This window comes from Streptomyces sp. NPDC050738, assembly GCF_040654175.1.
Lineage (GTDB): Bacteria > Actinomycetota > Actinomycetes > Streptomycetales > Streptomycetaceae > Streptomyces.
In genome coordinates, this window is sequence record NZ_JBFAHN010000003.1 from 1 (window position 1) to 20,408 (window position 20,408).

Consider the following 20,408-nt stretch of genomic DNA (forward strand, 5'->3'; position numbering starts at 1 on the left):
CGCGGCGGAGCCGCTGTCGGACGCAGCCTGGACGAAGAAGGTGTCCTGCATCTGGCGGGCCGGGTGCCCCCGAATCGGGGGCGCAGCCCCCGCCCCCACCACCGCCTCAGTCCACCAGGTCCCGAACCACCGCATCGGCCAGCAACCGCCCCCGCAGGGTCAGCACAGCCCGCCCCTCCCCATAAGGCCCCTCCGCAAGCAGCCCCTCCCCCAGCGCCCGCCGGGAAGCGGCAAGCCCGTCCGCCTTCAACAGCGACAACGGGCACCCTTCCCGAAGCCGAAGCTCCAGCAGAATCCGCTCGACCCGCCGGTCCTCCGCGCCCAGCACCTCGCGCCCGGCCCCCGGCGACCGCCCCGCCGCCAGAGCTCCCGCGTACGCCCCCGGGTGCTTGACGTTCCACCACCGCACCCCGCCCACATGGCTGTGCGCCCCGGGCCCGGCGCCCCACCAGTCGGCCCCGCGCCAGTACAGCTCGTTGTGCAGACACCGCCCGGCTTCCGTCGTCGCCCAGTTGGAGACCTCGTACCACTCGAATCCGGCGGCCCCCAGCACCTCGTCGGCGATCAGATACCGGTCCGCGTGCTCGTCGTCGTCGGTCATCGGCACCTCACCGCGCCGGATCCGCCGCGCGAGCTGCGTGCCCTCCTCGACGATCAGCGCGTACGCGCTGACATGGTCGGGCCCGGCCCCCACGGCTGCCGCCAGCGAGGCCCGCCAGTCCTCGTCGGACTCCCCCGGCGTCCCGTAGATCAGATCCAGATTCACATGCTCGAACCCGGCCGCCCGCGCCTCCGCGACGCACGCCTCGGGCCGCCCCGGCGTATGCGTACGCTCCAGCACCTTCAGCACGTGCTGCCGCGCGCTCTGCATCCCGAAGGAGATCCGGTTGAAGCCTCCCTCGCGCAGCTCCGCCAGATACGCCGGGTCGACGGAGTCGGGATTGGCCTCGGTGGTGACTTCCGCCCCCTCGGCAAGCCCGAACTCGTCCCGTACGGCCGCCAGCATGGTCACCAGATCGCCCGCGGCAAGAAGCGTCGGCGTACCGCCCCCCACGAAGACGGTCTGCACGGGCCGCGGGTCGTCCCCCATCACCTTCCGCGCGAGCCGGATCTCGTCGACGACCATCTCGGCGTAGTTGTCCCGGGAGGCCAGCACACCGCCCGAGCTGCGCAGCTCGCTCGCCGTGTAGGTGTTGAAGTCGCAGTACCCGCAGCGCGTGGCGCAGTAGGGCACGTGCAGATAGAAACCGAGCGGCCGCGCACCCGCGCCTTCGAAGGCGGCAGGGGGCAGCGCCCCGTCCTCGGGCATGGGCTCACCATCGGGCAGTACGGAAGGCATGCCCCCATTGTCCGTCACCCGCGGCCGTCACCCGGCCGCGGTCACTCGGCCCGGAGCACCAGCAGCGCCAGATCGTCGTCGAGCGGCTTGTCCCCGAAGTCGTACACAGCCCGTCTGATCCGCTCGGCCACCCCTTGCGCGGTCAGTCCCGCGCACCCGGCCAGTACCTTCGTGAGCCCGTCCGCGTCGTCGAACATCCGCGCCCCGGCGCGCCGCTCGGTGACCCCGTCGGTCACGCACAGGAGCGTGTCGCCCGGCAGCAGATCGAAGCTCTCGCTCTCGTACGTGACGTCGTCGACGACGCCGATAAGGACTTGCGGCGCCGCCGCGGGCTCCACGCTCCCGTCGGGATGCAGCAGCAGCGGCAGCGGGTGGCCGGCGCTGGCGAGGGTGCAGCGCACTCCGCCGCCGGGGCCCTCCAGCGGCACGAGCTCTCCGTAGAGCATCGACAGGAAGCGGGACTGCGGGCCTTCGGACAGGTCCTGCCCGCCGGCCACGGCGACCATCCGCGCCGCGGCCTCCGCCGTCTCCATCGCCTCGTCGACCAGCAGCTTGTTGAGGCGGTCGAGGACCTCGGCGACCGCGTATCCCTCGCGGGCCAGGAGCCGCAGCCAGGGCCGGGCGAGGCCCGTGACGACCGCCGCCTCGGGGCCGCTGCCCTGTACGTCACCCAGCGCGAAGCACCAGCGGGTGCCGGAACCCGAGCCGGGAAAGACGTCGTAGAAGTCGCCGCCCGCGAGGCCTTCGCCCCTCGGCTCGTACACCAGCGCACTGTCCACACCGGGGATCTCGGCGACCGAGCTCGGCAGCAGTCCCCGCTGGAGGACCCGGCTGATGGTGGCCTGGCGGGTGTACTGCCGCGCGGAGGCGATGGCAAGCGCCACCCGGCGGGCGAAGTCCTCGACCAGACCGGCCACCTCGTCGGGGGTACGCGTCAGTCCCTCGCGACCCAGCATCAGCGTGCCGAGCGGACGCCCTCCCGCGATCAGCCGGTACGCGAGCGCCGCCCCTTCGATCTCGGTCGGATCGCCTATGGGCGGCCAGGGCACGGCCACTCCGCCGCCGCGCGCGGACTCCAGAAGCCTCGGCGGCTCCTTCTCCAAGGCGATGCGCAGCTCCTCGATACGGCTCTCGCGGGCGTGCCAGACCCGGGAGAGCCGCGGCGAGCGCAGGGTGCCGCCCGACTCCGGTTCGAGCCAGATCGCACACCAGTCGGCGAGCCGGGGCACCAGGAGCTGCCCGGCCAGCGCGGCGATCATGTCCTCGTCGAACTGTCCGGCCAACAGGTCGGAGGCCTCGGCGAGGAAGGTGAGCGCGCCCCGGTTGATCCAGTCCCGGTCGTCGCGACCGGAGCGCCGGGTGGCGGGCGCCAGGATTTCGGCGGCCCGCAGACCGCGCTGGAGCATCTGGTCGCTGCCGGGGGCCGGGTGCGGTTCGCCCGGGTCGACGACGAGGCTGGCCCAGACCGTCTTCAGTCCGGTGCGGTAGGTGATTCCCCAGCATTCGGCCAGCGTCCCGACGAGACGGAGTCCACGCCCGTACTCCGGAATGCCCCGCTCCGACTGCGCTGCTTGCGCCTCGTTGCGTACGGCTCGTGAGGGATGGTGGTCGGAGACCTCCAGGACCAGGGAGGGCAGGCCCGCGAGGTCGTCGGGCGGCGCCTCCTCCAGCCGGCAGAGCAGCTCGACGGTGGTCCCGGCGTGCACCACGGCGTTGGTGGTCAGCTCGCTGACCACCAACGCGGCGTCGTCCGCGAGCCGGTCGGTGAAGCCCGCGGCCGTCGGCAGCCCGAGCGCGGTCCAGTCGGCCAGTGCGGCGCGTACGAAGCGCCGGGCGGCCGACGGAGCCATCGGGTTGCCGGGAAGACTCGTGCGTGCGACAGAGGGCACGTCAACACCCGCTTCAGAAGCGTGAGTTGAGGGGATAGTGATATCCCGCTGCATTGGAATGGACCCCACGTGCGGCTCCCTGACCAGTTCTAGCAATGCGCCGCTTGCGACACCGACAGAGTGACAGACTGAGCCTGCCCATAAGCACCGAGTCACCGAAGTGGGCCAACATGAACGAAGAAAGTGCTATGCCTCTCTCCGGCGGCGACTGGGTCCGCGCCTCGGAGCTCCGACCGCTGCTCGCCGCGATGACGGCGCTGCGCGACGGGGACTTCCGTATCCGGCTACCCGAAACCCATGAAGGTATGCCGGCCGAACTGGCCGCCGCCTTCAACCACATCGCCGTACGGAACCAGCACTTCACGGACGAGCTCACGCGCGTACGCCGCGAAGTCGTCCGGCACGGCCGCCTCGACGAACGACTCTCGGCCAGCCCCGGGCAGGGCGCCTGGGCCGCCGGTGTCTCCAGCGCGAACACGCTGCTCGACGCCCTGGTGGTCCCTGCGGCCAACGCGACGCGCGTCCTCGACGCGGTGGCCGGCGGCGATCTGACCCAGCGGGTCGACCTGCACGACGGCAACCGCCAGCTGCGCGGCGATCTGCGCCGGCTCGGCCGCGCCGTCAACAAGATGGTCGACCAGCTGTCCCTCTTCACGGGTGAAGTCACCCGGGTGGCCCGCGAAGTGGGTACGGAAGGACGGCTCGGCGGACGCGCCAAAGTCCAGGGCCAGGCGGGCAGTTGGCGCGATGTGACGGAGGCCGTCAACACGATGGCGTCCCGCCTCACCGCCCAGGTGCGCGACATCGCCGCGGTGACCACCGCGGTGGCCCGGGGCGACCTGACCCGTACGGTCACGGTCGAGGCGACCGGTGAGCTCCTGGAGCTGAAGCTCACCGTCAACACGATGGTCGACCAGCTCTCCGCCTTCGCGGACGAGGTCACCCGCGTGGCCCGCGAGGTCGGTACGGAAGGGCAGCTGGGCGGCCGCGCCCAGGTCCGCGGTGTGTCCGGGGTCTGGAAGGACCTCACGGACAACGTCAACTTCATGGCCTCCAACCTCACCTCCCAGGTCCGCAACATCGCCCAGGTCACCACCGCCGTCGCCAACGGCGACCTGTCGCAGAAGATCACCGTCGACGCCCAGGGCGAGATCCTGGAGCTGAAGCTGACCATCAACACGATGGTCGACCAGCTCCTCGCCTTCGCGGACGAGGTCACCCGCGTGGCCCGCGAGGTCGGCACGGAAGGAAACCTCGGCGGGCGCGCCCAGGTCCGCGGTGTCTCCGGGGTCTGGAAGGACCTCACCGAGAACGTCAACTTCATGGCGGACAACCTCACTTCGCAGGTCCGCAACATCGCGCTCGTCTCGACCGCCGTCGCCCAGGGCGACCTCGGCAAGAAGATCACCGTCGAGGCGAAGGGCGAGATCCTCCAGCTGAAGTCGACGATCAACACGATGGTCGACCAGCTCTCCGCCTTCGCCGACGAGGTCACCCGCGTGGCCCGCGAGGTCGGCACGGAGGGAAACCTCGGCGGCCAGGCCCAGGTCCGCGGCGTCTCCGGGGTCTGGAAGGACCTCACCGACAACGTCAACTTCATGGCCTCCAACCTCACCTCCCAGGTCCGCAACATCGCCCAGGTCACCACCGCCGTGGCCAACGGCGACCTCTCCAAGAAGATCGAGGTCGACGCGCGCGGCGAGATCCTGGAGCTGAAGGACACCATCAACACGATGGTCCAGCAGCTGCGCGCCTTCGCGGACGAGGTCACCCGCGTGGCCCGCGAGGTCGGCACCGACGGCCGGCTCGGCGGCCGCGCCCAGGTGCTCGGTGTGTCCGGGGTCTGGAAGGACCTCACCGACAACGTCAACTACATGGCGGACAACCTCACTTCACAGGTCCGCAACATCGCCCAGGTGGCGACCGCGGTGGCCCAGGGCGACCTCTCCAAGAAGATCGACGTGGACGCACGCGGCGAGATCCTGGAGCTCAAATCCACCATCAACACCATGGTGGACACGCTCTCCTCCTTCGCCTCCGAGGTCACCCGCGTGGCCCGCGAGGTCGGCTCCGAGGGCCAGCTCGGCGGCCAGGCACGGGTCGAGGGTGTGTACGGCACCTGGAAGCGTCTGACGACGAACGTCAACGAGCTCGCCCTCAACCTCACCACCCAGGTGCGCGCGATCGCCGAGGTCGCCTCCGCGGTGGCCCAGGGCGACATGACCCGCGCCATCACCGTCGAGACCCGCGGCGAGGTCTCCGAGCTCAAGGACAACATCAACCTGATGGTGTCCAACCTCCGCGAGACCACCCGCGCCAAGGACTGGCTGGAGTCGAACCTGGCCCGTCTGGCCGGGCTGATGCAGGGCCACCGCGACCTGATGGAGGTCGCCGACCTCATCCTGCGCGAGCTGACCCCCCTGGTGAACGCCCAGTTCGGCGCCTTCTTCCTGGCCGATCCGGACGCCGACGGCTCCCTCTCCCGTACGACCAGCTCCATCAAGGGCCTGGCCTTCATCGCCGGTTACGGATCCGCTCAGGGCGCCACCGTCGACACCCACGGCATGCCGGGCCACGGCCTGGTCCGCCAGGCGGCCCTGGAGAAGAAGCGCATCCTCGTCGAGGAGGTCCCGCCCGAGTACATCAAGATCAACAGCGGTCTGGGCGAAGCGACCCCGGCCTCCGTCGTCATCATCCCGATCCTCTTCGAGGACAAGCTGCTCGGCGTCATCGAGCTGGCGTCCTTCTCCCGCTTCTCCGACGTCCACCTGGCCTTCTTCGACCAGTTCGTGAACACCATCGGCGTCGCGATCAACACCATCATCGCCAACTCCCGTACCGAGTCCCTGCTGAGCGAGTCCCAGCGTCTGGCCATCCAGCTCCAGGAGCGCTCGAACGAACTCCAGGGCCAGCAGGCGGAGCTCCAGCGATCGAACGCCGAACTGGAGGAGAAGGCGGCCCTGCTCGCCACCTCGTCCCAGTACAAGTCGGAATTCCTCGCGAACATGTCGCACGAGCTGCGCACCCCGCTCAACTCGCTCCTCATCCTGGCCCGGCTGCTCTCGGACAACCCCGACAGCCATCTCTCCGACCAGGAAGTCCAGTTCGCGACGACGATCCACCGCTCGGGCTCCGACCTCCTCCAGCTGATCAACGACATCCTCGACCTCTCCAAAATCGAGGCCGGCCGGATGGACGTACGCCCCAAGAAGCTCCCCCTCATCAAGCTCCTCGACTACGTCCATGCCACCTTCCGCCCCATCACCCTCGACCGCGGCCTGGCCTTCGAGGTGGCGGTCGCCGAGGACGTGCCGCGCGAGGTGTACTCCGACGAACAGCGCCTCCAGCAGATCCTGCGCAACCTCCTGTCCAACGCCATCAAGTTCACCTCGGCGGGCCGCGTGGAACTGCGCGTGGGCCGGGTCAGGGATCCCGACGACAAGCTCCTCAAGGGCACCGACGACCTCATCGCCTTCTCGGTGCGGGACACCGGCATCGGTATCGCCGCGGAGAAACTCCCGGTGATCTTCGAGGCGTTCCAGCAGGCCGACGGCACGACGAACCGGAAGTACGGCGGCACGGGCCTGGGCCTGTCCATCAGCCGTGAGATCGCGGGTCTCCTCGGCGGGCGCATCATCGCCGAGAGCCAGCCCGGCAAGGGCTCGGTCTTCACGCTGTACGTCCCCATGGTCTACCCGGGCCATGTGATGGCCCCCGAGGGCAGCGCCCACACCCACGAACTCACGCTCACCGCACCGGAACGGCTCTCCTCCGACCACGTCCTGCTCCCGGACCAGGACGACGGCTGGCCGACGACCACGAAACTGGAAGAGTGGCGTTCGGGCCGGGCGGGAACTGTTCTGCCGGGGCGTCGCGTCCTGATCGTCGACGACGACATCCGCAATGTCTTCGCCCTGACCCACGTACTGGGCCGGGTCGGGATGCCGGTCCTCTACGCGGAGAACGGCAGGGAAGGCATCGAAACTCTGGAGCGCAACCCTGACATCCAGCTGATCCTGATGGATATCATGATGCCGGAAATGGATGGGTACGAAACGATCGAAGCCATCCGCCGCAGCCCGCTCTGGACCGACCTGCCGATCATCGCCCTCACCGCGAAGGCGATGCCGGGAGACCGGGAGAAATCCATCGCCCAGGGCGCAAACGAGTACGTGCCCAAGCCTGTTGATGTGGACCGTCTGCTGTCCGTCGTCTGCGCTCTCCTGGACCCTGAGGGTGAGAGCGAGGATCCGGATGACACCATCTCGGCCGATCCCGTAGTCCCAGGACAGACGAGCGGCGCCGGGGAGCCCGCCGTCCCTCCGCCGAACCAGTGAGGCAGACGAGAGCATGACCACAGAGGTACCGACCGCACATGACCGGGCGAGCATCCTCCTCGTCGACGACATGGAGGACAATCTCATCGCCCTTGAGGCGGTCCTCGGTTCCCTCAACGAGCCATTGGTACGCGCACGTTCGGGCGAGGAGGCGATGAAGGCCCTGCTGCGGCAGAGCTTCGCGGTGGTCCTCCTCGACGTCCGGATGCCCGGCATGGACGGTTTCGAGACGGCGTCCAACATCAAGCGGCTCGACCAGACCAAGGACACCCCGATCATCTTCCTGACCGGGTCCGAGGGCGACGGCGGCTATGCGTTCCGGGGGTACGCCACGGGGGCCGCCGATTTTCTGACGAAACCTTTCGACCCCTGGGTGCTGCGCGCCAAGGTGAACGTCTTCATCGATCTGCACCGCAAGAACCGGCAGTTGGAGCGGATGCTCGCCCAGGAGCAGGCGCAGCTGGGCCAGTTCGCGGAGCGCCTCTCGGTGATCGAGAGCCAGCTGGCCGTCGGGGACCGGGGCGAGGACCCCGAGGTGCGCCGGCAGCTCGCCCGGATGGAGGAGATCCTGGCAGAACTGCGGCGCGGGCGGGGCCAGTAGCCCCGCCCGCGCCGCACCTGCCGCTGTCTGTCCGCTCCCGGGCTCAGGCCTCGCGCGATCCGGCGTACATGTCCTCGATGAGGCTCTTGTACTCACGCTCGACGACCGGCCTCTTCAGCTTGAGGCTGGGCGTCAGTTCGCCGTGCTCGATGTCCAGATCGCGCGGCAGCAGACGGAACTTCTTGATGGTCTGCCAGCGCTGCAGCCCCTCGTTCAGCCGCTTCACATAGCCCTCGACGAGCGCCAGGGTCTCGGGCGCCGCCATGACGTCGGCGTAACTCTTCCCGCCGAGCCCGTTCTCCTTGGCCCAGCCCATGATCGTCGGCTCGTCGAGCGAGATGAGGGCGGTGCAGAAATTGCGGTCCGCGCCGTGCACCAGGATGTTGGAGACGAACGGGCAGACCGCCTTGAACTGCCCCTCGACCTCGGCCGGCGCGATGTACTTGCCGCCCGACGTCTTGATGAGGTCCTTCTTGCGGTCGGTGATCTTCAAGTACCCGTCCGCGGACAGCTCACCGATGTCCCCGGTGTGGAACCATCCGTCGCTCTCCAGGACTTCGGCGGTCTTCTCCGGCAGCCCGTGGTAGCCCTGCATGATGCCGGGGCCACGCAGCAGGATCTCGCCGTCGTCGGCGATGCGCACCTCGGTGCCGGGGAGCGGCTTGCCGACCGTGCCGGTGCGGTAGGCCTCGCCCGGGTTGACGAAGCTGGCGGCGCTGGACTCCGTCAGGCCGTATCCCTCGAGGATGTGGATCCCGGCGCCGGCGAAGAAGTAGCCGATCTCCGGTGCGAGGGCGGCGGACCCGGAGATGCAGGCGCGCAGGTTCCCGCCGAACGCCTCACGGATCTTGGAGTAGACGAGCGCGTCGGCGACCTTGTGCTTGGCGGAGAGGCCGAAGGGCGCGCTCGCGTTGCCGGTGCGGCGGAAGTTGTCCTGGGTGACCTTCGCGTACTCGCGCGCGACCTCGGCCGCCCACTGGAAGATCTTGTACTTCGCACCGCCGCCGGCCCGCGCCTTGGCCGCGACCCCGTTGTAGACCTTCTCGAAGATCCGCGGCACGGCGGCCATGTAGGTCGGCTGCACCACCGGCAGGTTCTCGATGATCTTGTCCACGCGCCCGTCCACGGCGGTGACATGACCGACCTCGATCTGCCCGGAGGTCAGCACCTTGCCGAAGACGTGCGCGAGCGGCAGCCAGAGGTACTGCACATCGTCCTGGGTGACGAGCCCGGTCCCGGCGATCGCCTTCGCCATGTACGACCAGTTGTCGTGCGGCAGCCGCACGCCCTTGGGCTTGCCGGTGGTCCCCGAGGTGTAGATCAGCGTCGCGAGCTGGTCCGCCTCGATGGCCCCGATACGCTCCTGCACCGCTTCGGGGTTCTTCTCCAGGTACGCCGCTCCGCGGGCCTCGAGCTCCGCCAGGGTGAGCACCCAGCCGCTCTCGTCCGCATCGACGCCCTGCGGGTCGATGACCACCACATGGGTGAGCTCGGGAAGGTCGGCCCGCCGCTCCAGCGCCTTCGCCAGTTGCGCGGCGTCCTCGGCGATCAGGACCCTGCTCCCGGAGTCGGAGAGGATGAACGCCGACTCCTCGGTGTTGGTCGAGGGGTAGATCGTGGTGGTGGCCGCACCCGCGCACATCACCCCGAGGTCGGCCAGAATCCATTCGACCCGGGTGCTCGCGGCGAGCGCGACGCGGTCCTCGCTCTGCAGTCCGAGATCGATGAGGCCGGCAGCGATGGCGTACACCCGCGTGGCGGCCTGCCCCCAGCTCAGCGACTTCCACTCGTCGGCGCCCGCCCCGGGCGCGGCCGGCACCGGGTACCGGTAGGCCTCCGCATCCGGTGTATCGGCCACGCGCCGGGTGAAGAGGGTCGCCACGGAAGGCGGTCGGTTCTCGATCAATGTCTGTGTGTCGCTCACGACGTCGTCCTCCGGGCCCGCGGCAGTTCTGCGCGACTGGCTGGTATTTAACTGGCGAGTAACTAGTGATCAGAGTAGAGCGCCGGGGTCCGCCACGTAAGAGGGGGGTTCATAACGAACGGGCCCCTGCGCTGCTGCGCAGGGGCCTGTTCGCGGGATGGGCCGGCTCAGATGTGGATCAGTGCGTTCAGGCCCGCGGTGATGTCGGCCACGACGTCGAGGTCGACGCCGACGTTGGCCTGGGTGTTGACGCTGGCGTCGGCCGTGGCCGAGCCGGTGCCGTGGTGCTTGCCGGGACCACCCTTGTGGTGGCCGTGGCCCGCCGAGTGACCACCGACGGTGGTGTGGTCGACGGCACCGATGTTCAGCAGACTGCCGACGCTGACACCGACACTGCTGTCGCTCTTGACGAGCGGCCCCTCGTCGGCGGAAGCCGAAGCGGCACCCGCACCTACGAGCAGAGCAGCGGCAAGGGCCGTACCGGCACAACGGGCAATTACGTTGGGATTCATGGTTGCCGCCTCCTTCAAACAGGATCGGTAACCCGAATTCCAGGAACGTAACGCAGAAAATTCTACTCAGGCGATCAAACACCCGGTGAGCCCATTAAGCAGATAGAAGCGGGCCCGGTGCATTGCACCGGGCCCGCTTTGAATTCACGCTGCCACAGCTCGAGGAAGCGGCAGTGCGTTAAATCGGGGAGATCAGCCGCCGAGCGGCAGGCCACCCATGGTCGGGCCCGCAGCGTTGCGCGCGCCGACGACGCTCTTGGCGGCAGTGTCCTGCGTGGCCTTCAGCTTGTCGGTCGCCTTGGTGACGGCACCGACGACAGCGTCGATGTTGATGTTCGGCTTCTTGACGACGTTCTTCGAGACCGTGTCGCTCTGGACCAGGTTGTCGGAACCAGCGGCCGTCATGCCGTTGCTGTTGTCCACGTCGTCGGCGAAGGCCGGCGAGGCAACGCCGAGGGCCATCACAGAGCCGGCGACAACAGCAGCAACCTTGGCGTCCGTCACGGTCACGACCGTCGTGCCGCCCGAGCGTCTTGCTGGCCGCTCGGAACACCGCTTTCAGTATTCGTAACGGGGGGACCTGGTCTGCGGAAACTATTAATCCGGGCCCTTTTTGCTGATCACCCAAATGCACGCAGGAGCTTTTCCAATGCTCACACAACCGCAAAAAGCGCCCGTCCGTGTCCGGAGGGCGCTTTTGCGGGGGTATTGAACTGCGGCGGCCTACTTCTTCGCCTTGCCCCCGGAGTCGTCGCTGGAGAGGACCGAGATGAAGGCTTCCTGCGGGACCTCCACGCTGCCGACCATCTTCATGCGCTTCTTGCCCTCCTTCTGCTTCTCGAGCAGCTTCCGCTTACGGGAGATGTCACCGCCGTAGCACTTGGCGAGGACGTCCTTGCGGATGGCGCGGATGGTCTCGCGGGCGATGACGCGCGAGCCGATGGCGGCCTGGATGGGGATCTCGAAGGCCTGGCGCGGGATGAGCTTCTGCAGCTTGGCCACGAGGCGCACCCCGTACGCGTAGGCCGCGTCCTTGTGCGTGACGGCGGAGAAGGCGTCGACCTTGTCGCCGTGCAGCAGGATGTCGACCTTGACCAGGCTGGCCGCCTCCTCGCCGGTGGGCTCGTAGTCCAGGGAGGCGTAACCGCGGGTCTTGGACTTCAGCTGGTCGAAGAAGTCGAAGACGATCTCCGCGAGGGGCAGCGTGTAACGGATCTCGACGCGGTCCTCGGAGAGGTAGTCCATGCCCAGGAGCGTGCCGCGGCGGGTCTGGCAGAGCTCCATGATCGCGCCGATGAATTCGCTGGGGGCGAGGATCGTGGCCTTGACGACCGGCTCGTAGACGTCCGAGATCTTGCCCTCGGGGAACTCGCTCGGGTTGGTGACCGTGTGCTCGGCCCCGTCCTCCATGACGACGCGGTAGACCACGTTGGGAGCCGTCGCGATCAGGTCGAGCCCGAACTCGCGCTCCAGGCGCTCGCGGATCACGTCCAGGTGCAGCAGGCCGAGGAAGCCGACGCGGAAGCCGAAGCCCAGGGCCGCGGAGGTCTCCGGCTCGTAGACCAGGGCCGCGTCGTTGAGCTGGAGCTTGTCGAGGGCCTCGCGCAGGTCGGGGTATTCCGAGCCGTCCAGCGGATACAGACCGGAGAAGACCATGGGCTTCGGGTCCTTGTAGCCGCCCAGGGCCTCGGTGGCGCCGTTGTGCAGGGAGGTGATGGTGTCACCGACCTTGGACTGCCGTACGTCCTTCACGCCGGTGATGATGTAGCCCACCTCGCCGACGCCGATGCCGTCGGAGGGGGTCATCTCGGGGGACGAGACGCCGATCTCCAGCAGTTCGTGGGTGGCGTTCGTGGACATCATGCGGATGCGCTCGCGCTTGTTGAGCTGGCCGTCGATGACCCTGACGTAGGTGACGACACCGCGGTACGAGTCGTAGACCGAGTCGAAGATCATCGCGCGGGCGGGGGCGTCCGCCTTGCCGACCGGGGCCGGGACGTCCCTGACGACACGGTCGAGCAGTGCCTCCACGCCCATGCCGGTCTTGGCCGAGACCTTGAGAACGTCCTCGGGCTGGCAGCCGATGAGGTTCGCCAGCTCCTCGGAGAACTTCTCGGGCTGGGCGGCCGGCAGGTCGATCTTGTTGAGCACCGGGACGATGGTGAGGTTGTTCTCCATCGCCAGGTAGAGGTTGGCGAGGGTCTGCGCCTCGATGCCCTGGGCGGCGTCGACGAGCAGAACCGTGCCCTCACAGGCGGCGAGCGACCGGGAGACCTCGTACGTGAAGTCCACGTGACCAGGGGTGTCGATCATGTTGAGGATGTGGGTGCTGCCCACTCCCTCGCCGCCGGTGGGCGCCCAGGGCAGCCGTACGGCCTGGGATTTGATCGTGATGCCGCGCTCGCGCTCGATGTCCATACGGTCGAGGTACTGAGCACGCATCTGCCGCGGGTCGACGACTCCGGTCAGCTGGAGCATCCGGTCGGCGAGCGTGGACTTGCCGTGGTCGATGTGCGCGATGATGCAGAAATTGCGGATCAGCGCCGAGTCGGTACGGCTCGGCTCGGGCACGTTGGTAGGAGTCGCGGGCACGCAGGGTCTCGTCTCGGGCGATGGTGGGCAATCGATACGTAGCTGCCATCGTCCCACGATTGGCGACCAGGGCCTGGTTTGGGCTGGTAGGGGGACGGCTGGTAACGTAGACAGCTGTGTCTGTTGTCCTCACGGACGCTGGACACTCATCGAAAATCATCGAACCTGAAAAGGCTCTTTCGTGGCGAACATCAAGTCCCAGATCAAGCGCAACAAGACGAACGAGAAGGCGCGCCTGCGCAACAAGGCCGTCAAGTCCTCGCTCAAGACCGCGATCCGCAAGGCCCGTGAGGCCGCTGTCGCGGGCGACGTCGAGAAGGCCACTGTGGCCGCTCGCGAGGCGTCGCAGAAGCTCGACAAGGCTGTCAGCAAGGGTGTTCTGCACAAGAACGCCGCTGCCAACAAGAAGTCGGCCATCGCCAAGCGCGTTGCCGGTCTCTCTGCCTGATCAGGTTCCGATCCGTCGGTCTGGATCCAGCGGCCCCTCTACCGCTCCGGACCGGCATCCCGCCTCATACACGGCCGCGTTCGCCACGCGCGTATGAGGCAGCACAGCTTGTACGACGAGGCCCCGTTGCCGCCCTTCCCCAGGGCGGAAAGCGGGGCCTTCGTCGTGCGCCCGGCTGCCTACTGACGGGGCCTGCGGGCCGCGTGGGCCACGGCGACGACCGCCTTCTCCAGTGCGTACTCGGGGTCGTCACCGCCACCCTTGACGCCTGCGTCGGCCTCGGCGATCGCCTTGAGCGCGTCCGCTACGCCGTCCGGTGTCCAGCCGCGCATCTGCTGCCTGACCCGGTCGATCTTCCACGGGGGCATGCCCAGCTCCCGCGCGAGATCCGCGGGGCGGCCGCCGCGGGCCGAGGAAAGCTTGCCGATGGCGCGCACGCCCTGTGCCAGAGCGCTGGTGATCAGTACGGCGGCCACACCGGTCGACAGCGACCAGCGCAGGGCCTCCAGGGCATCGGCTGCGCGCCCCTCGACGGCCCGGTCGGCGACGGTGAAGCTGGAGGCCTCGGCGCGGCCCGTGTAGTACCGGCCGACGACCGCCTCGTCGATCGTGCCCTCGACGTCCGAGCAGAGCTGGGAGACGGCGCTGGCGAGCTCGCGCAGATCGCTGCCGATCGAGTCGACCAGCGCCTGGCAGGCCTCGGGGGTGGCCGAGCGGCCCAGGGTGCGGAATTCGGAGCGTACGAATGTGAGCCGCTCGGCCGGCTTGGTCGTCTTGGGGCAGGCGACCTCGCGGGCCCCGGCCTTGCGGGCGGCGTCGAGCAGCCCCTTGCCCTTGGCTCCGCCGGCGTGGAGGAGGACCAGGGTGATCTCCTCGGCGGGCGCGTCCAGATAGCCCTTGACGTCCTTGATCGTGTCCGCGGAGAGGTCCTGGGCATTGCGGACGACGACGACCTTGCGCTCGGAGAAGAGCGAGGGGCTGGTCAGCTCGGCGAGCGTGCCGGGCTGGAGCTGGTCGGGCGTGAGATCGCGTACGTCCGTGTCGGCGTCGGCGGCCCGTGCGGCCACCACCACCTCGCGCACGGCGCGGTCGAGGAGCAGGTCCTCCTGCCCCACGGCGAGGGTGACGGGGGCGAGAAGATCGTCGGTCGAACTCTTTCTGGTGGCCATCGCGGTCCAGCATCCCATGGGGCACTGACAGTCCCGTACGTGACGGAGAATGGGCAGGTGAGCGACGTACGACGACATGTGCTTGTGCTGCCGGACCGGGATGCGGCCGAGGAGGCGGCGGGCGAGCTCGCCGACCGTTTCGGGGTCGGCGAGGAGCCGCAGCTGGTGCGTGACGCACTGGCCGGCGAGGACGACGCCGAGGACGCGCAGTGGCTTCTCGTGATCGAGGATCCGGGCGGCCGGCTCGATCCGGCGGACCTCGACGCCTTCGCGGCGGAGTACGAGGGGTGGCTGGAGGCCCCTTAACCGGCCTTCTTCACGATCTGGATGTCCAGGTCGATGGTGATGCTGTTGCCGACCACCGCGATGCCACGGGCCAGCATGGTCTGCCAGCTGACCGTGAAGTCGTCGCGGTGCAGTTCGGTGGTGGCGCGGCAGGCCGCGCGGGTCTCGCCCTCCATGCCGTTGCCGAGGCCGAGGTACTGCGTCTCCAGGGTGACCGTGCGGCTCACGCCGTGCAGGGTGAGCGCCCCGGTCACGCCCCAGCGGGTCCCGCCGCGGTGGATGAAGCGCTCGCTGTAGAACTCCAGCGTCGGGAAGCGCCCCACGTCGAGGAAGTCGCCCGAGCGCAGGTGGTCGTCGCGCATCTGGACATTGGTGTCGATGGATGCCGCGTCGATGATGACGTGCATCGCGGAGTTCTCCATACGGTCCGCGATGCGGACGGCGCCGGCAAAGGTGTTGAACCTGCCGTGGATGCGGGCGAGACCGATGTGACGGGCCGTGAACCCGATCTGGGAGTGCATCGGCTCGATGTCCCAGTCACCCGGCTCGGGAAGCACGGGTGGCGGGGTGATCTGGAGGCTGACGTCACCGAGGCCGGAGTGGCCGCTCTCGTTGACGGTCACGTTCGCGTGGTACGGGGTGAAGCCCTCGGCGGTGACGGCCAGTCGGTACTCGCCGCCGGGGACGGTCGCCATGACACTGCCGAAGGGGTCGGTCTCACCGCCGACGACCTTGCGGCCGACGCTGTCGGTGAGCACGAACTCGGCCTGCTGGACGGGCTCGTTGACCGGGTCGATGACACGGCAGCTGAGGACTCCGGCCCGGGGCGGTATCTGCAGACCCCCCAAAATCCCGCCGCCACGTGTCACTCCGCTCGAACGCTTGCTCAGCAGTCGACTGAACACCTTCACACACCCCCGGTATCGAACTACCCCGTACAACCCTCATTACCGAAGATGTATTCGATCACTGCTGGGGCGTTCTGGGCAAACAGAGATGCTTCCGCCCTAGTCGTACCGGAAGGTAATCTTCCGCACAGTGGGGACCTGTTCGAGCACGAGACCGAAGTGGTCGCGATAGGCGGCGAGGATCTCGGCGTCGGACCCCAGAAGCTCCTCGTGGCGCTCGCCGTTCACGGTGGTGACCAGCTTGTCGCCGCTGAGGGTGATGCGGCCTTCCTCGGTGAGCCGTGAGCAGACCAGGGACCGGGTGAAGTGCGAGGCGGGCGAGGTGCGGTTGAACCAGGCACCCACCTCGAACTCGTCGAGATCACGACGGTGCAGGTCGACGCGGTACTGCGGCTTGCCGTCCCGGTGGACATCGAGATCGCCGTTGGGTGCGTCGAGAATCGCGAACCGGCCGCCGGGGTCGTCCTGTTCACGGTCCGTGCCGAGCGCGAGCGGGAAGTGGCTGTGCTCGCCGAAGCCGACATCGACGAGCCAGGGGCCCGAACCGTCCTCGCCGTCCACGCGCAGAGCGAGGTGGTCGAACGGGATGCCCAGCTTTCCGCCGGGGCCGAACACCCGGGCCTGCAGCAGGACGACCCGGTAGCCCAGGGCCCGCAGCAGTACGGCGAATGCGCCGTTGAGTTCGTAGCAGAAGCCGCCTCGGCGGGCCGACACGATCTTGTCGAGAAGAGGCTGGTCGGCGAGCACGATGTCCTCGCCGAGATGGATCGAGAGATTCTCGAACGGAACGGCCAGCAGGTGCTTGTGGTGCAGCACGCGCAGGAGTTGGGCGTCGGCCTGCAGATGGCGGACCGCGTCGTCGCCCGCGTCGATGCGGTCCAGATACGCGAGGATCTGCTGACGGTCCGGTGGCTGCGAGGTGTCCATGGGGCCAGTCTCGCCCTCGGGCGCCGTCGTGCGCCACGGGGGCCGCCCGGGTCAGCGGCCCGCGGGTATCGCGGTCAGGGCCGGTGCCGGACCGGTCACCGCGATCGCCCCGTCCCGGTCCGTGCGGAGCACCAGGGCGCCCTCGGCGCGGAGCGCCCCGAGGGTGAGGGGCGACGGGTGGCCGTAGGGGTTGTCCTCGCCGACCGAGATCAGCGCGAGCCGGGGGTGCACGGCACGCATCAGCGCGGGGTCCTGGTGCGCCGATCCGTGATGGGCGACTTTCAGCACATCGACCGGTGGCAGCGCGGGAAAGCTGCGCAACAGGCCGCGTTGTGACGGCGGTTCGAGGTCCCCGAGAAGGAGCAGGGTCAGTCCCGCTGTGCGGACGAAGAGCGTGACGCTGGCGTCGTTGGGCCCGTCGGGGACGGGGGCCGGTGCGCCCGGAGGCCAGAGCACCTGCCAGTCGAGCGGGCCGATACGGCGCCGCTCCCCAGGGGCCGCGCGCGCGACGGGCACATGGGCCGCGGCTGCCGTCCTGCGGACGAACGCGCTCTGGTCCTGCGGGTCCTGGAAAGTGGTCGTCTCGATCAGACCGACGCTCCGGCCGCGCAGGACACCGGGCAGGCCCGCCACATGGTCGGCGTGGAAGTGGGTGAGGAGCAGGAGCGGGACGCGGGTGATGCCGAGGTCGCGCAGACAGCGGTCGACCAGGCGGGGTTCGGGGCCGGTGTCGATGACCACGGCGGTCCCGTCGCCTGCGGCCAGGACCGTGGCGTCACCCTGGCCCACGTCGCACATCACGAACCTCCAGCCGGGCGGCGGCCAGCCGGTGACGATGCGGGCGAGCGGGGCCGGACGCAGGATCGCGAGGACCAGCAGAAGTGCGCAGCCCGCACCGATCCAGGGGTGACGGCGCAGACGGCGGGCGGTGAACAGCACGGCGACGGTGACCGCGGCGAGCAGCAGGGCGCCTCCCCAGCCGCCGGGCCACCGCACCTCGGCGCCGGGCAGCGATGCCCCCTTGCGGGCCACGGAGGCGATCCAGCCCGCGGGCCACCCGGCACAGCGGGCCAGCAGCTCGGCGACCGGCATCGCCACGGGGGCCGCTGCCAGTGCCGCGAAGCCGAGGACGGTCGCAGGACCCACGGCGAGTTCGGCCAGAAGGTTGCAGGGGACGGCGACCAGACCGACCCGGGAGGCAAGCACGACGATGACGGGCGCACACACCGCCTGGGCCGCGGCGGCCGCGGCCAGCACCTCCGCGAGACGGGGCGGGACACGGCGGCGCTGCAGCGCACCGCTCCAGCGCGGAGCAAGGGTGAGCAGGGCCCCGGTGGCCAGTACGGAGAGCAGGAAGCCGTAACTCCTGGCCAGCCAGGGGTCGTACAGCACCAGCAGCAGTACGGCGGCGGCCAGTGCGGGGATCAGTGAGCGACGCCGGCCCGTGCCGATGGCCAGGAGTGTGACCAGTCCGCAGGCGGCGGCCCGCAGCACGCTGGGGTCGGGGCGGCAGACGGTCACGAAGGCGAGCGTCAACGCCCCGCCGAGCAGCGCGGTGGTACGCAGAGAGATGCCCACGCGGGGGGCCAGGCCGCCGCGTTCGGCCCGCAGAGCCCGGCCGGGCGGACCGATCAGCAGGGCGAGAACGAGCGTGAGGTTGGAACCGGACACGGCAAGGAGATGGGTGAGGTCGGTGGTCCGGAAGGCATCCTGAAGGTCCGGTGGAATCCGGGAGGTGTCCCCGACGACCAGTCCTGGCAGCAGGGCGCGTGCATCGGGGTCCAGCCCCTCGCTTGCGCTGCGCAGCCCGGCACGGAGGTCTCCGGCCGTGCGCTGGAGGGCACTGGGCGCCGCGATGATCCGCGGTGGCTCGTCGCCCGGCACCCGGAGCACGGCGGCAACGCGGTCGCCGTCGCGGAGCGGGGGTGCGAGACGGGCGGTCAGCCGCAGCCGGGTGGACGGCAACAGCCGCTGCCAGCCGGCGCCATGGGCGATGACCAGGACCGGGGTCCGTACGCCGGAGGCCGAACCGTCCCGTGCCGTCACGCGGGTGACGTCGGCGCCGACGACGATCGAGGCGACCGTCGCGCGGTCCCCGCGCACCCGTGGCCGGGTCGGGCGGGGATCGGACGTCACGGTCAGCTCGACGTCGGCCCGGGCGTACTGGCGGGCCAGGGCGGGCACCGGGCCCCGGCGCACATCGGCGCCCTGCAGCCCGGCGGAGGCCGCGCCCGCCGCCGCGCAGAGAAGGACGGCCGCGACGGCCGGGGCACGGACCGATCCGCGCCGGAGCAGCAGAACGGCCCCTGCGGCACAGGCCGTTGCCACCGCCGCGGCCAGAGCCCACCACCCCGGTTCCGCCACCGTCAGCGCCGCCGTGGCCCAGACCGCGAGGGCGGGTGGTAGGAGGCGACAGTCGGCGGGGCCCTCCTGATGCGGGTCGGATGCGCCCAGGCGATGTGCGGAAGCGGTGTGGACGGCAGAGCGGGTCATAGCCGCACGAGGGGCGACAGATCGCTGAACCGGCGGTCACCGATCCCGTTCACCTCGCGGAGTTCGTCCACGGAGCGGAAACCGCCGTGCTGCCTGCGGTACTCGACGATGTGCTGGGCCAGTACGGGACCGACCCCGGGCAGGGTGTCGAGCTGTTCGGCAGTGGCGGAGTTGAGACTGACCGGGCCGGCCGGGGCGCCCGGCGCACCGGACCCTGCCGTGCCCGGAGCGGGGGCATCCTGCGGCAGCGGGCCACCCACCACCACCTGTTCACCGTCCATGAGCAGACGCGCCCGGTTGAGCCCGGGTGCATCCACATCTCCCTTGATCCCGCCTGCCGCACGCAGCGCGTCGGCGACCCGGGATCCCGTCGGCAGCCGGTGGATCCCCGGCCGTCGGACCTTGCCGCTCACGTCGACGACGATCTGGCCGCCCTGTGGTTCCTTCGGAGCCGGACCGGGAGACGGCTGAGGCAGCGGCTGCGCTTCCGCACCGGCCGGGCGGCCGCCCACCGCTTGGGGGACGCGTACGGACTGGGGCCGCCCGGACCAGAAATGCTGGACGGCGAAGCCCACGGCGATGATCAGTACGACGCCGAGCGCGGCCAGGGTCCTGGGAGCAAGCCCGCAGCGTGCCTGCACCCACACCGGCAGCCTCTCCCGCAGCGCGGCCCACCCGCCGGCAGGCGACGGCGGAACACCGGGCTCCGTCCGCTCAGGAGCAGCCGGAGCTGACGCCGACGCAGGGGCAGGGGCAGGAGCAGGAACCAAAGGCGGCCCCGGCGGGGCTCCCGCACGCGGGAACAGCGTCTCCGCCCGCCCCCGCATGGCCAGCTCGGATGCGTACACCCGCTGTCGGCGCCGGGTCCGCGCCGGGCGGACGCGACCGTCCGAGGCCGGCGCACGACCGGGACCGCTGGTTTCTGAACGTGATCGAAGTGCCATGGCAGAAGACCGTAGGCACCTCGGCGCATTCCTGCCGATC

15 protein-coding genes are annotated in these 20,408 nt (G+C 69.6%); 4 read left to right on the forward strand and 11 right to left on the reverse strand.

The genetic code is table 11. The features are described 5' to 3' along the window. Positions 1 to 106 precede the first annotated feature (106 nt). The gene (gene hemW, locus AB0H78_RS08105; RefSeq protein ID WP_363233450.1) at positions 107 to 1,339 is read right to left on the reverse strand and encodes a radical SAM family heme chaperone HemW; all 1,233 of its coding nucleotides are present in this window, start codon (positions 1,337 to 1,339) and stop codon (positions 107 to 109) included. Between the two features lie 41 nt (positions 1,340 to 1,380). Further along, positions 1,381 to 3,189 (reverse strand): SpoIIE family protein phosphatase, encoded by a 1,809-nt coding sequence (locus tag AB0H78_RS08110; protein WP_363234064.1) that lies wholly within the window; start codon positions 3,187 to 3,189, stop codon positions 1,381 to 1,383. 287 nt (positions 3,190 to 3,476) lie between these two features. Here AB0H78_RS08110 and AB0H78_RS08115 point away from each other — a divergent pair, with 287 nt between their 5' ends. Together AB0H78_RS08115 and AB0H78_RS08120 are read left to right on the forward strand one after the other, a co-directional pair. Beyond that, a complete protein-coding gene (locus AB0H78_RS08115) occupies positions 3,477 to 7,565 on the forward strand; it encodes a HAMP domain-containing protein (protein WP_363234065.1) in 4,089 nt (1,362 codons plus the stop codon). Between the two features lie 13 nt (positions 7,566 to 7,578). Then, the gene (locus AB0H78_RS08120) at positions 7,579 to 8,166 is read left to right on the forward strand and encodes a response regulator (protein WP_363233451.1); all 588 of its coding nucleotides are present in this window, start codon (positions 7,579 to 7,581) and stop codon (positions 8,164 to 8,166) included. Between the two features lie 43 nt (positions 8,167 to 8,209). Here AB0H78_RS08120 and AB0H78_RS08125 read toward each other — a convergent pair whose 3' ends face one another. The 4 genes from AB0H78_RS08125 to lepA form a co-directional block, all read right to left on the reverse strand. Further along, complete coding sequence (locus AB0H78_RS08125; RefSeq protein ID WP_363233452.1) at positions 8,210 to 10,090, reverse strand: long-chain fatty acid--CoA ligase; 1,881 nt, start codon at positions 10,088 to 10,090, stop codon at positions 8,210 to 8,212. A 167-nt stretch (positions 10,091 to 10,257) separates the two neighbouring features. Further along, complete coding sequence (locus AB0H78_RS08130) at positions 10,258 to 10,602, reverse strand: hypothetical protein (RefSeq protein ID WP_363233453.1); 345 nt, start codon at positions 10,600 to 10,602, stop codon at positions 10,258 to 10,260. Between the two features lie 192 nt (positions 10,603 to 10,794). After that, complete coding sequence (locus tag AB0H78_RS08135) at positions 10,795 to 11,106, reverse strand: hypothetical protein (RefSeq protein ID WP_363233454.1); 312 nt, start codon at positions 11,104 to 11,106, stop codon at positions 10,795 to 10,797. 219 nt (positions 11,107 to 11,325) lie between these two features. Further along, positions 11,326 to 13,194, reverse strand: coding sequence for a translation elongation factor 4 (gene lepA, locus AB0H78_RS08140; RefSeq protein ID WP_363233455.1), 1,869 nt, complete (start codon positions 13,192 to 13,194; stop codon positions 11,326 to 11,328). 181 nt (positions 13,195 to 13,375) lie between these two features. Here lepA and rpsT point away from each other — a divergent pair, with 181 nt between their 5' ends. Next, complete coding sequence (rpsT, locus tag AB0H78_RS08145; RefSeq protein WP_363233456.1) at positions 13,376 to 13,642, forward strand: 30S ribosomal protein S20; 267 nt, start codon at positions 13,376 to 13,378, stop codon at positions 13,640 to 13,642. Between the two features lie 179 nt (positions 13,643 to 13,821). Here rpsT and holA read toward each other — a convergent pair whose 3' ends face one another. Then, positions 13,822 to 14,811: a DNA polymerase III subunit delta gene (gene holA / locus AB0H78_RS08150; RefSeq protein WP_363233457.1), complete on the reverse strand. Its 990-nt coding sequence runs from the start codon at positions 14,809 to 14,811 to the stop codon at positions 13,822 to 13,824. Between the two features lie 57 nt (positions 14,812 to 14,868). Here holA and AB0H78_RS08155 point away from each other — a divergent pair, with 57 nt between their 5' ends. Continuing rightward, a complete protein-coding gene (locus tag AB0H78_RS08155; RefSeq protein ID WP_363234066.1) occupies positions 14,869 to 15,117 on the forward strand; it encodes a hypothetical protein in 249 nt (82 codons plus the stop codon). On the opposite strand, the gene AB0H78_RS08160 is transcribed toward AB0H78_RS08155, so the two are convergent. From AB0H78_RS08160 to AB0H78_RS08175, 4 genes are all read right to left on the reverse strand, one after another. Next, positions 15,114 to 15,929 (reverse strand): YceI family protein, encoded by an 816-nt coding sequence (locus AB0H78_RS08160; protein ID WP_363234067.1) that lies wholly within the window; start codon positions 15,927 to 15,929, stop codon positions 15,114 to 15,116. The genes AB0H78_RS08155 and AB0H78_RS08160 overlap by 4 nt on opposite strands. A 174-nt stretch (positions 15,930 to 16,103) precedes the next feature. Beyond that, complete coding sequence (locus AB0H78_RS08165) at positions 16,104 to 16,931, reverse strand: arylamine N-acetyltransferase (RefSeq protein WP_363233458.1); 828 nt, start codon at positions 16,929 to 16,931, stop codon at positions 16,104 to 16,106. Positions 16,932 to 16,982: 51 nt separating this feature from the next. Then, a complete protein-coding gene (locus tag AB0H78_RS08170) occupies positions 16,983 to 19,424 on the reverse strand; it encodes a ComEC/Rec2 family competence protein (RefSeq protein WP_363233459.1) in 2,442 nt (813 codons plus the stop codon). Beyond that, a complete protein-coding gene (locus AB0H78_RS08175; protein ID WP_363233460.1) occupies positions 19,421 to 20,368 on the reverse strand; it encodes a ComEA family DNA-binding protein in 948 nt (315 codons plus the stop codon). The genes AB0H78_RS08170 and AB0H78_RS08175 overlap by 4 nt, the downstream gene beginning before the upstream one ends. Positions 20,369 to 20,408: the final 40 nt, after the last annotated feature.

Bases quoted from the DNA above. Each gene is read 5' to 3' on its own strand.
- hemW (WP_363233450.1), bottom strand. From the start codon at position 1,339: ATGCCTTCCGTACTGCCCGATGGTGAGCCCATGCCCGAGGACGGGGCG.
- AB0H78_RS08110 (WP_363234064.1), bottom strand. From the start codon at position 3,189: ATGGCTCCGTCGGCCGCCCGGCGCTTCGTACGCGCCGCACTGGCCGAC.
- AB0H78_RS08115 (WP_363234065.1), top strand. From the start codon at position 3,477: ATGACGGCGCTGCGCGACGGGGACTTCCGTATCCGGCTACCCGAAACC.
- AB0H78_RS08120 (WP_363233451.1), top strand. From the start codon at position 7,579: ATGACCACAGAGGTACCGACCGCACATGACCGGGCGAGCATCCTCCTC.
- AB0H78_RS08130 (WP_363233453.1), bottom strand. From the start codon at position 10,602: ATGAATCCCAACGTAATTGCCCGTTGTGCCGGTACGGCCCTTGCCGCT.
- holA (WP_363233457.1), bottom strand. From the start codon at position 14,811: ATGGCCACCAGAAAGAGTTCGACCGACGATCTTCTCGCCCCCGTCACC.
- AB0H78_RS08165 (WP_363233458.1), bottom strand. From the start codon at position 16,931: ATGGACACCTCGCAGCCACCGGACCGTCAGCAGATCCTCGCGTATCTG.
- AB0H78_RS08170 (WP_363233459.1), bottom strand. From the start codon at position 19,424: ATGACCCGCTCTGCCGTCCACACCGCTTCCGCACATCGCCTGGGCGCA.
- AB0H78_RS08175 (WP_363233460.1), bottom strand. From the start codon at position 20,368: ATGGCACTTCGATCACGTTCAGAAACCAGCGGTCCCGGTCGTGCGCCG.